The following is an 11,672-nucleotide window of genomic DNA, read 5'->3' as shown; positions in this document are numbered from 1 at the left end:
ACGCGCCGCCGGGCGGGTCCGCCCGGGTCGGGCGCGGCCGGGGGCGGGTCCGGCCTGGTTAGGCGCGCCCAGGGGCGGGCCCGGCCGGGGGCGAGTCGGCCGCCGGGCGCTGCCCTAGGCTGGCCGCGTGCCGCTCCGACGACGTGACGCCCGGGACCGACTGACCTTCGAGCTGGTCGAGTCCGACGACGTCGACGCGGACGACGACGCCCTCGGCGGCCCGGGCCCGGTCTCGCCGGGCGGGCCGCGCGGCGTGCCGTCCGGCGCGACGGGGGGCACGACCTGGACGCCGGGCGCGACGGCGGGCGTCCGGGCCGCCCTCGGGGCGACGGACGGTCCCGCGGGACCCGACGGCCCGCCCGGGCGTGCGTCGGTCGACGACGACCCGGCCGAGAACGGCCCGGCGGAGAGCGACCCGGCGGAGAGCGACCCTGCTGAGCGCGACCCGGCCGAGGGTGGACCGCCCCGGCGGGGACGGCCCGCGGCGGTCGTCGCGGGGGTCGCGGCGGGGGTCGCGCTCGTGCTGGGCGGCATGCTCGCGGTCGACGCGTGGCAGGGCCGGGCCGATCTGGAGCGCCTGCGGGCCGCGCCCGGCGGCCTGGAGCCGCTGCCCGACGCGCCCGTCGAGCGCTGGACGGCCGACGTCGAGGTCTCGGGCGGGCTCGCGCTCCTGCCCGGAGCGGTCGTGACGGTCGAGGACGGGACCGCCGTCGCCCGCTCGCTCGACGACGGGGCGGAGCGCTGGCGCGTCGACGTCGGCGCCCACGCGTCGTGCGGCGGCCAGCTGCTGTGGTCGCTGCCCTTCGGTGAGCCCGCCTCGACGCTCGTGTGCGTGGCGCCGTCGTCGGACGCCGTCGGACTCGGGGGCGTGACCGACCTGCAGCTCGACCCCGAGACCGGCCGCGTCCTCGCGTCGGACTGGGCGGTCACGGTGCTCGCCGCGGACGGCGAGGTGCTCGGGCGCCGCGACACGACGTCCGACGGCGGCACGCCCGCCCCCGGGCCCGGCGGCACGCTCCTCCGGGCCCAGCGCGTCGGCGAGGTGCCGGCGGGCGACGGCGCGGTCGTCGAGCAGGACGTGGCCACCGGGGAGGTCGCCGACCTCCCCCTGGGGCGCCCCGCCGTCGTCCGCGTCGAGGACGCGCTCACGGGCGAGGCGCGGTGGGAGGCCGACGTGCCGTTCCTCGCGGGGGCCGGGCAGTGCGTCGGCTGGACCGAGGTGGACGGGACGGAGACGATCCGGGCGGAGCTCGAGAACCTGTGGACCGCGACCGAGTCGCGCCTCGTGCGCGTGGAGGGCTGCGGCGTCACGGGATGGTTCACGCCGGACGGCGAGCGTCTCGACGACCCTGACAACCCGCTGGACTCGGTGGTGGCGCTCCCGGACGGGACGTACTACCGCGACCCGACGGGGTACGGCTCCACCTGGGGCTCGTCGTCGGTCGCTCCGAGCGACGCGGCGCCCGCCGTCCTCGGGGCGGACGGCAGCGTGCGCTGGGAGCCGCCCGGCCCGGTCCTCGTGCCGCGCTCGACCGACGGCTCGGACGCGCCGCTCCTCGCCCGGTACGAGGGCGAGCTCGTCGCGCTCGACGGTGACGGCAGCGAGCTCTGGCGCTCGTCGGAGGTGGTGGCGCCCGAGACGGTGCTCGTCGCCACGCACGGCACGGTGGTCGTGTCCGGGGGTTCCAGCACGGGCTGGATGACCGGGCTCGACGCGACCACGGGGCGGGAGCGCTGGTCGCTCGACCGCGAGACGGTCGAGGCCGCGGCCGGCGGGAGCGTCAGCTGGATGGACACCGCCTACACGGACGGGCGGCGCGCGATCCTGCTCGCCTACCAGGACGACGGGCGGACGGACCTCCTCGCGGTCGACCTCGCCGACGGTCACGTCGCGTGGTCCGCCGAGGGCGGTCCGGACGACGGCTCCTGGCCCGTTCCCCTCCAGGGTCGGCTCCTGCGGATCGGGCAGTCGGAGATCGCCCGGCTCGGTTGACGACCGGCCTACGCTGAGGGGGTGCCGCTCCGACGGGGAGACGGCGGCGACGGCCGCCGGACGTTCGAGCTCGTCGACACGGCCGGGGTCGACGACGACCTCGACCTCCTCGACGCGCCGCACCCGGTGCTGCTCGGTGGCCCGCACGCCGTGCCGCGCGGCACGACCTCTCCACGGCCTCCGGGAGCGTCGGCGACCGAGGCGTCGGGTCCGGGGGCGCTTCCACCCGGGGCTTCGCCCGGACCGCCAGGGGCGCCGCACGTGCCCGGCCGTCGCCGGGTCGTGGCCGCGGCGGTCGCGACGGGGGTGGTCGTGCTCGTCGTCGGCGGGATGCTCGTCGTCGACGCCGCGACGAGCCGGGACGCGCAGGAGCGGCTGGAGACGGCGCGCGGCGCGGTCCGCCCGCTCGACGCCGCCCCGACGGAGCGGTGGCGCGCCCCCGCCGCGGCGGACCGGGGCACGGCCTTCCTCCCGGGCCTGCTCGTCACCGTGGACGGCGACGAGGCGGTCGCGCTCGACCTCGACACCGGCGACGAGGCGTGGCGCGTTCCGGTCGGCGGCGACGAGGCCGTGTGCGGGTCCTGGAGCCCGTGGGAGCGGTCGGCCGTGCCGTCGCGCACGGTGGTGTGCGTCGCCGGGTCGGGGGTCGCGCCGTCCTGGTACGACGTCAGCCCGCCGCCCCGGCCGGGGGAGGGCGCGGCGACCGTGACGGTGCTCGACGCCCGGGGCCGGGTCGTGGGGCAGCGGCAGGCGCAGACGGCGGGGGCGCTGCTGGTCCCCGGCCCGGACGGCGGCCTGGTGCGGGCCGAGCGCGTGGGCGAGCCGGGCGAGCCGAGCGGTGCGCCCGTCGCCGTCGACCCCGGTGCGGGCGAGTCCGTCGACGGCGTCGCGGGGCGGGACGTCGTCGTGACGCTCGAGGACGCCGCCACGGGCGCGGTCCGCTGGCGGCGCGAGCTGCCGTTCCAGGACGTCCCGTGGTCGTGCACGTCGTGGGACGCCGAGACCGGCGGGGAGGAGGTCGACCCGGAGCGGCTGCTGCTCGTCGCGACGGAGACCCTGGTCGACGTGGGTGGGTGCGGCGTCGCGGCGTCGTTCCTGCCGGACGGCGAGCAGCTCGACGACCCGGACGCCCCGACCGACGGCGCGGTCCCGCTCGCGGGCGGGCGGTTCCTCGTCGACGCGGACCGGCAGGGGTCGGACGGCGCGCTGCGCGCCGACCGCGTGCTCGACCCGGACGGGACGCCGCTCCTCGACGTGCCGGGCGAGGTGCTGGACCCGCAGGCGACCGACGACCCCGCTCCGGGCGTGCTCCTCGTGCGCGACGGCATCGCCCTGCGCGCCTACGACGAGCGGGGCGCGCGCCTGTGGACGTTCGACGGCGCCCGCGTGCCCGAGGCCGTGTACGTCGTCGCCGAGGGCACGGCCGTCGTCGGGACGGCGAGCACGGTCCTGGGGCTGGACGCGCTGTCGGGCGAGCAGACGTGGTCGCGGTTCGTCGACGACCTCGCGGGCGAGCGCGGTCACGGCGCCGTGGTGACGCAGGCGTTCACCGACGGGCGGTGCGCCTTCCTCGTGCTCGTCGACCCCGCGACAGGGGCGAGCTCGCGCGTCGTGGCGCTCGAGCTGTCGTCGGGGTCGGTCGTCTGGTCGGAGGACCTCGACGGCGGCTGGGGCGGGCTCCTCCCGGTGCAGGGCCGGCTCCTGCGCTGGGACGGGCAGACGGTCGCCCTCCTCGGCTGACGCCCCCGCACCCCCCCCGCACGCCCGCGCCCGCACGCCCGGACCCGCACGCCGCGCTCGCGGTCGCGCGACCGCCCGGTGCGTCCTACGGTCGGCTCAGCCGCTCGACGTCGAGCGCGCGCGTCCCGCCTCCGCACCCGCGACGAAGGGCCTGAGCGATGACCGAGCCGAGCACCGACCCGCTGGCCGCCGCCGTCGCGGCCGTGAGCACCCCCTCCCCGCTGGACACCCCGTTCGGTCCGGTCGAGCTCGTCGACGGCGTCCCCGCGCAGGGCTCCCTCGACCGGCTCTACGGGTCGCTGGACTTCGTCCGCGGGGTCACGGCGTTCCTCGACGCCATGCCGGGCGCCTCGCTCGTCGCCATGCGGCGCGGGTTCCGCAGCCTCGGCCTGCTCCGCTCGAACCAGGTGGGGTACACGGACCCGCGGGCGGACTCGAACGGCACCTTCCTCACCGCGAACACCGAGACGACGTACGGGTCGCTCTTCGTCGACCTGCGCGAGACGGGTCCGCTCGTGATCGAGCCGCCCCGGCAGTCGCTGTGCGTCGTGGACGACTTCTGGTTCCGCTACGTCGCGGACATGGGCATCGCCGGGCCGGACCGGGGCGAGGGCGGCCGGTACCTGTTCCTCCCGCCGGGCTACGCCGGCGAGGTGCCGGACGGCTACTTCGTGCACCGGACGCCCACGTTCACCAACTGGGTCGTGCTGCGCGCGCTCGGCGGCGTGCCCGCGATGAAGGAGACGCGGATCTACCCGCTCGCCGAGGCGGCGGACCCGCCGCCGACGGAGTTCGTCAACATCGCGGGCGCCCGGATCAACACCGTGCACGCGAGCGACGTCTCGTTCTTCGACGAGGTCGCCGAGCTCGTGGCGGAGGAGCCGCCGGGCGCGCTGGACCCCGAGCGGGCGGGCGCGCTCCGGGCGCTCGGCATCGTCCACGGCCGGCCGTTCGACCCCGACCCGGAGCGCCGGGCGACGCTCGACGCGGCCGCGCGGACGGCCGCGGCGATCAGCCGGGCGCTCGTCTACTCGCCGCGCGACCCGGCGGCGCGGATCGCCCCGGGCTCGCGCTGGCTCGACGCGTTCATCGGCGGGTCGTACGAGTTCCTGGCGGACGGCGCGCGCCTGCTCGACGCGCGCACGCAGTTCCACTTCTTCGCGACGGTCATCACGCCCGCGATGGCGCACGCCCAGGTCGGCGCGGGCTCGGCCTACGCGTACACGGCGCACGACGTGCGGGGCGACGTCCTCGACGGCGGCCGCACGTACCGGCTCGTGCTGCCGCCGAACCCGCCCGCGAAGAACTTCTGGTCCGTCGACCTCTACGACACCCAGACCCGCTCCCTCCTGCGCACCGCGGACCCGCAGCCCAGCCTCATGAGCCTCGGCGGCACGGTCGCGACGGAGGACGACGGGCGCACCGTCCTCTGGTTCGGGCCGGAGCCGCCCGCAGGGCGCGAGCACAACTGGGTCGGGACGGTCCCGGGGAAGTCCTGGTTCCCCATGCTGCGCCTGTACGGGCCGCTCGAGCCGTGGTTCGACCGCTCGTGGCTGCCCGGCGACCTGGAGCCGGTCGACGCCCCGGACGCCTGACGGCCGCGTCCCGGCACTACCCTGGCGAGATGCCCGACGACCTCACGCAGCCCGCCACGCCGTCTTCTCCCGAGCCCGAGGTGGCCGAGGCGCCCGAGACGCCGCAGGCGCCCGTCGCCCTCCGTCGTCCCGCGCCGCGCACGCACCACGGCGAGACGGTCGACGACGACTACGAGTGGCTGCGGGACAAGGAGTCGCCCGAGGTCGTCGCGCACCTCGAGGCCGAGAACGCGTACACCGAGGCGCGCCTCGCGCACCTCGAGCCGCTGCGCGAGCGGATCTTCGAGGAGATCAAGGCCCGCACGCTCGAGACGGACCTCTCCGTCCCGGTGCGCCAGGGCGCGCACTGGTACTACGCGCGCACGGTCGAGGGGTCGCAGTACCCGATCCGGGCCCGCGCCCCGATCGACGCGAGCCTCGGCAGCGACGCGCCGTCGGCCTGGGTGCCGCCCGTGCTGGAGCCGGGCGTGCCCGTGCCGGGCGAGCAGGTGCTCCTCGACGACAACGTCGAGGCCGAGGGTCACGAGTTCTTCTCGCTCGGGTCGTTCGACGTCTCGGCCGACGGGACGCGGCTCGCGTACGCGGTCGACGTCGTGGGCGACGAGCGCTACACGCTGCGGATCCGCGACCTGGAGTCCGGCACGGACCTCGTGGACGAGGTCCCGGGCACGTTCCCGGGCGCCGTCTTCTCCCCGGACGGGCGGTACGTGTTCTACCCGACGGTCGACGACGCGTGGCGGCCCTGGCGCGTGTGGCGCCACGAGGTGGGCACGCCCGCGACGCAGGACGTCGTCGTCTTCGAGGAGCCCGACGAGCGGTTCTGGGTCGGGGTGGGCGTCTCGCGCTCGCAGCGGTTCGTGCAGATCGACGTGGGCTCGAAGATCACGTCCGAGACGTGGCTGATCGACGCCGACGACCCGACGGGCGAGGCGCGCGTGGTCTGGCCGCGCCGCGAGGGCGTCGAGTACACGGTCGAGCACGCCGTCCTGCCGAGCACGTGGTTCCCCTCCGCCGAGCACGCGGTCGGCGACCGTCCCGACGAGAATCCGGTCGCCGACCCCGTGCTCGGCGGGGCGGGGGAGCGGAGCGCGGGGGAGCAGCGGGACGTCCTGCTCGTCCTGCACAACGACGGCGCGGAGAACTTCGAGCTCGTCGTCACCGGTGCCGCCGACGTCTCGGCCGGGCCGGGCGACGCGACCGTCGTCGTGCCGCACGACCCCGCGACCCGGCTCGAGGCCGTGGACGCGTTCGCCGGGCACCTCGTCGTCTCCTACCGGCGCGACGCGCTGTCACGGGTCGGCGTGATCGACCTCGCGAGCCCCGAGCCGCCGCGGCCCGCGGGCCTGCCCACCCCGATCCGCACAGGAGACACACCGGCGCCCGCGACCGACCTCTGGCACGTGCACGAGGTCGCGTTCGACGAGCCGCTGTACACCGCCGCGCTCGGGGCCAACCCCGAGTGGGACCAGCCGAACGTCCGGCTGAGCTACACGAGCTTCGTCACGCCGTCGACCGTGTACGACCTGCGGGTCGAGACCGACGAGCTCACGCTCCTCAAGCAGCAGCCCGTGCTCGGCGGCTACGACGCCGCGGACTACGTGCAGCGCCGCGAGTGGGCCACGGCCGAGGACGGGACGCAGGTGCCGGTGTCGCTCGTGTGGCGGCGCGACGCCGTCGGGCTGGACGCGACGGGCACGGGCGCCGAGCCGGCGCCGCTCCTGCTGTACGGCTACGGGTCGTACGAGATCAGCATCGACCCGGGGTTCTCCATCTCGCGCCTGTCGCTGCTCGACCGCGGGGTCGTGTTCGCCGTCGCGCACGTGCGCGGCGGGGGCGAGATGGGGCGCCGCTGGTACGACGAGGGCAAGACGCTCGCCAAGCGCACCACCTTCACGGACTTCGTCGCGGTCGCGCGGCACCTCGTCGACGCGGGCTGGACGAGCCCCGAGCGGCTCGTCGCGCAGGGCGGCTCGGCGGGCGGGCTGCTCATGGGCGCGGTGACGAACCTCGCTCCCGAGCTCTTCGCGGGCGTGCTCGCGCAGGTGCCGTTCGTCGACGCGCTCACCTCGATCCTCGACCCCTCGCTCCCGCTCACGGTCGTCGAGTGGGACGAGTGGGGCGACCCGCTGCACGACCCCGACGTCTACCGGTACATGCGCACGTACACGCCGTACGAGAACGTGCCCGACGACGCGTCGCACTACCCGCGGATCCTCGCCGTGACGTCGTTCCACGACACGCGCGTGCTGTACGTCGAGCCCGCGAAGTGGGTCGCGCGCCTGCGCGCCGCGGGGGCGCCCGCGCTCCTGAAGATCGAGATGCACGCCGGGCACGGCGGGGTCTCGGGTCGCTACGAGGGCTGGCGCGAGGTCGCGTACGAGGACGCGTGGGTGCTCGACGTGCTCGGGCTGGCCGACCGGTGACGTGCCCGCGGGCGTGAGGCCGCAGGCGGAGGGGGAGCGATGACCGACGAGACCGTGACGCCCGACCCGCGGACGGCGCGCGACGCGACGCCGCCCGGGAGGGCCGTGCTGCTGCTGCGCCCGGTCGGGTACCTCGCCGTCGCGCTCGTGGGGACGGCCGTCGGGCTCGCCCTCCTGGGCCTGTACCTCGCGCCCGCGGCGTACGGGCTGCTCGCTCCGCCGGCGGACCAGGAGCCCTGGGCCGAGCTCGTCGCGTCGCCCGGTGCCGTGCTCGGGCGGCTCGCGGTCGTCGCGCCGGTCGCCGTGGTGCTCGCCGGCCCGGTCGCGTGGTACCTGGCGTGCGCCGTCTGGCCGCTCGCCGCGCTGGCGTTCGTGCACGCCGGGCGGGCGCTGCGGCCGTCGTCCCGGGACGACCGGCTGTCGTTCACGAGCCGGGTCGCGCCCGGCACGACGCTGGGGCCGCCCGTGCCCGGGCCGCTCCCCGTGCCCCTCCAGCCGCAGCGGCGCTCGCGGCTCACGGACACCCTCGTGCGCTTCGCCGTCTGCGGCTGGCACCCCGACCGCCGCGAGGCCGGGGCCGCGGTCCCGGCCGGCGTAGCGTGGGCGCTCGCGAGCGCGGGGGCGTCGACGGCGCTGCCGCCCGCCTGGCGGGTCGTGCTCGTCGTGGCCGCGGTCCCGTTCGCGCTGTGGTCCGTGGTCGCCCTGCGGCGCCGGTGGGTCTGGCGGTTCCACCGCGAGCGCGTGCGCGCGGCGCGGCGCGAGCGGTGGCTCGAGCGCCACGCCGACGGGTACGTGATGCGCGACGGCCCGCGCGTCGTCCGGTCGCGCCCGCAGTCGGCCGAGCACCGCGCACGCGTGGAGACGGAGCGCGCCGCGGCCCGCGCCGAGCAGGACCGCCTCACGAGCCTGACGAGCGACGCGATCGGCGAGCGCCGCGAGGCGGTGCTCCGCGCCCGCCGCGAACGCGAGCAGCACCAGAACGATCCCCCGCAGGGAGACTGACCCCGCGAGGCCGCTGAGCATGGGGTCGTTGCCCGTCCGGGCTCGGGGACGGGCTGTGACCGCATGCTCGACGGTCGGGGGTCAGACGGACTGCGGGCTGCCGCACTCCGCGCAGTAGCGCGCGGCCGCGGTGTTCTGGGTGCCGCACTCGCGGCACGCGGCCACCTGCGCCAGGCGCTCGCCGCACTCGGGGCAGAACTTGCCACCGTCGACCTTCGCGCCGCACGACGGGCACCGCGTGACGGCGGCCGTCCGCAGGTCCGCGCCCCCGACGAGGTCGGTCGTGCGGAGCTGCTCCTGGACCTGGTACCGGCGGGCCTCGGCCTGGAGCTGGGCGAGCTCCTCCACCTGCTTGGGCGAGCAGCGCACGCACTGCCCCACGGCGTCGTTCCAGCAGACCTCGTGGCACATCCAGTCGCCGCACCCGTGGCACTGACGGAACGCGTCGCGGACCTCGCCGACGGCGGCGTCGAGCGCCTTGTCCTTCGCCGACGAGTTGGTCTGGCGGTCTGCGGCCCACGACCCCGCCGCGTAGGAGAGGTCAGCGACCTTGCCCCCGAAGAACCGGCCCGCCGCCTGGACGAGGCTGCTGCCCTTCGCGACGACGTCCGTCCGGTAGGCGGAGCGGTAGCCGTTGCCGCAGCGCTCGCACCGGAACTCGAACTGGTAGCCGCCGGCGTTCGACAGGTCGCGGACGTTGTCGGTGAAGGCGATGGGCGTGCTCATGGCGGGGACCTCGGTGGGCTCGTGGGGGTCGGCGTCCCCGCAGGCCAGGCCCGCGGGAGGGGGGAGTCATGGGGATCCCGTGACCGCTGCGATGCTACCCACCGACCCTCGCCGTCCTGACGGATCACCCGGGTGAAATCGGTCCGACCGCTGGCCGCCGAACGCCGAGCGGGCGGCGGGCGGGGGATCAGGGCCGCACGAGGCGGAGCGGGGCGTCGGCGGTGCGGACCGTCACCGTCTGGCCCCACGAGGCGACGAGGCGGTCGTCCTCCACGCCGTCGCCGAACACGACGAGCCGGTCCGAGGCGACGGTGAGCGCGACGTCGGCCCCCTCCTCGACGACGCCCTCGGTGAGCGAGACGCCCGTCGCGGGCGAGGGCCACGCCTCGCGGACGAACCAGCCGAGCCGGTGCTCGGTGCGCCCCGGGGCCCGCCGTCCGCCGCGGTCGTGCGCGAGCGACGCCCACCACCCGGTCGCGCCCGTGCCCGTCGCGACGAGCACGCCCGACGACGACTGGCGCTCCTCGCCCGCACCGCAGCGCAGCGTGTAGCGCGCGCTCTGGTGGCTGGGGTGCCCGACGAACACCTCGTTGAGCGCGGTGAGGTGCTGGCCGTCGTCGAGGTCGGCGCGGACCATGGTCAGCGCGTCGACGGGCAGGAGCGCCACCCGGTCGGGCGCGCCGCCCGGCGCCTCGGCGTCGGCCCCGAGCCCGCGCAGGAGGGCCGTCGCCGCCGCGACCGGGTGCCGCACGAGGACGCCCGCGTTCACCCCGGGCTCGGGGTCGACGCCGAGGACCGGCTGGCCGTGCAGGTACTTCGCGACGTTCGCGACGAGGCCGTCCTGCCCCACGACCACCACCACGTCCTCGGGCGCGACGAGGAACCGCGACAGGTCCGCGCGTTCGACGTCGGCGCGCGCCCAGCCCGAGGGCAGGGCGGCCACGACGGCGTCGCGCGCGGCCGCGAGGGCGTCGTGCCGCGCCTGCACCTCGGCCAGCGACCGGCCGCGCGACCGGAGGAAGAACTCCGCCTGGCCGCGCGTCCCGTGCCGGTCCAGCAGGTCGTCGAGCTCGGTCCGCCGGTGCACGACGACGGCGCGTCGCCGGAGCATCGTCAGGCCGCCTTCCCGGTCGCCGTGGCGGGCGACCCGCCGTCGGGGCCGAGCCCGCGCGCCAGGGTCGACAGCACCCCGGTGAGCAGGTCGGGCGTGATGGTGAGGTTCTGCACGTCCGGCAGCGACCCGGCGGCCTCGCGCAGCGCGAGCGCGAGGAGCGTGCCCTGCCCGGCGCTCGCGTACACGTCCATGCGGGCCTGCTCGGCGGCGGCCTCGGCCGCGCCGACGACCCGCACCTGCTCCGCCTTCGCGTCGGTCGCGAGCTGGGCGCGCTCGGCGGTCGCGCGCGCGTCGACGAGGGCGGCGGCCGCCTTCTCCTCGGCCTCGCGCCGCGCGTTCGCGCCCTCCTGGGCCACGAGGCGCTCGCGCCGGGTCGCGAGCTCGATCCTGCTCGCGAGCTCGTTCTCCGCGATCGCCCGCTCGCGCTCGACGGCGAGGGCCCGGCGCTCGTAGGTCGCGCGGTCGGCCTCGGCCTGCACGTGCTCGCGCGCGGGCGTCTGGAGCGCGCGCTCGACGTCCTTCTCCGGCCGGACGGCGAGCACCTGGACGCCGATGACGACGATGCCCGTCGTGGTGAGGCGCGGGTCGGTGGTCAGCGCCTCGGTGAGGACGTCGCGCACGCGCGGGACGCCGGTCGTCAGGGCGTCGGCGAGGGGCATCGCGGCGAGCGCGTCGGTGGCCCGGCTCTGCGCGAGGCGCCCGACGATGCTCGTCACCTGGTCGCGCCCCGCGGTGCTCGTCTCGCCGCTGCCCGGGTCGACCGCGAAGTCGAGGCGCTGCGAGACGGTCACCGGGTCGGCGAACCGGTACGTCACGCCGGCCTGCACGGTGACGTCCTGGTGGTCGGCGGTCACGGCGTGGAAGAAGACGGGGAGCTCCTGGTCGTCGACGGGGACCTCGGAGAGGACCGACGTCGTGGGCCGGAACCAGAACGCCTGACCGACGCCCTCGTGGGCGACCCGCCCGCGGCGCAGGTGCACGACGTGCCCGGTGGGGCTCCCGAGGAAGTGCCGCGTCCACGGGTAGGTGCGGATGGTGGCCATGGTCGTCTCCGATCTGTTTTCGTCAACCTGACGAAA

8 protein-coding genes are annotated in these 11,672 nt (G+C 76.8%); 5 read left to right on the top strand and 3 right to left on the bottom strand.

The features are described from left to right. Positions 1-127: 127 nt before the first annotated feature. From B9L22_RS08115 to B9L22_RS08095, 5 genes are all read left to right on the top strand, one after another. Positions 128-1,993, top strand: a complete 1,866-nt coding sequence (locus tag B9L22_RS08115; RefSeq protein WP_086149950.1) for a PQQ-binding-like beta-propeller repeat protein — start codon at positions 128-130, stop codon at positions 1,991-1,993. Positions 1,994-2,014: 21 nt separating this feature from the next. Next, positions 2,015-3,733 carry a PQQ-binding-like beta-propeller repeat protein gene (locus B9L22_RS08110; protein ID WP_086149949.1) on the top strand — a complete coding sequence of 573 codons (1,719 nt, stop codon included), beginning with the start codon at positions 2,015-2,017 and terminating at the stop codon, positions 3,731-3,733. 158 nt (positions 3,734-3,891) lie between these two features. After that, complete coding sequence (locus B9L22_RS08105) at positions 3,892-5,328, top strand: DUF1254 domain-containing protein (protein WP_086149948.1); 1,437 nt, start codon at positions 3,892-3,894, stop codon at positions 5,326-5,328. Between the two features lie 29 nt (positions 5,329-5,357). Beyond that, the gene (locus tag B9L22_RS08100; RefSeq protein WP_086149947.1) at positions 5,358-7,751 is read left to right on the top strand and encodes a S9 family peptidase; all 2,394 of its coding nucleotides are present in this window, start codon (positions 5,358-5,360) and stop codon (positions 7,749-7,751) included. A gap of 39 nt (positions 7,752-7,790) precedes the next feature. Beyond that, positions 7,791-8,753 carry a hypothetical protein gene (locus B9L22_RS08095; RefSeq protein WP_086149946.1) on the top strand — a complete coding sequence of 321 codons (963 nt, stop codon included), beginning with the start codon at positions 7,791-7,793 and terminating at the stop codon, positions 8,751-8,753. Positions 8,754-8,834: 81 nt separating this feature from the next. Here the strand turns inward: B9L22_RS08095 and B9L22_RS08090 are convergent, their stop codons facing one another. From B9L22_RS08090 to B9L22_RS08080, 3 genes are all read right to left on the bottom strand, one after another. Then, entirely contained in the window at positions 8,835-9,479 is a 645-nt protein-coding gene (locus tag B9L22_RS08090) for a zinc ribbon domain-containing protein (RefSeq protein ID WP_198947253.1), read from the bottom strand. Positions 9,480-9,666: 187 nt separating this feature from the next. Beyond that, a complete protein-coding gene (locus B9L22_RS08085) occupies positions 9,667-10,590 on the bottom strand; it encodes a hypothetical protein (protein ID WP_086149945.1) in 924 nt (307 codons plus the stop codon). Between the two features lie 2 nt (positions 10,591-10,592). Then, positions 10,593-11,636, bottom strand: coding sequence for an SPFH domain-containing protein (locus tag B9L22_RS08080; RefSeq protein WP_043658139.1), 1,044 nt, complete (start codon positions 11,634-11,636; stop codon positions 10,593-10,595). Positions 11,637-11,672: the final 36 nt, after the last annotated feature.

Origin of the sequence: Cellulosimicrobium sp. KWT-B (assembly GCF_002127155.1) — a bacterium.
GTDB lineage: Bacteria > Actinomycetota > Actinomycetes > Actinomycetales > Cellulomonadaceae > Cellulosimicrobium > Cellulosimicrobium funkei.
The sequence above is the reverse complement of the archived record's forward strand: the minus strand, read 5'-3'. Positions and strand labels throughout refer to the sequence as shown.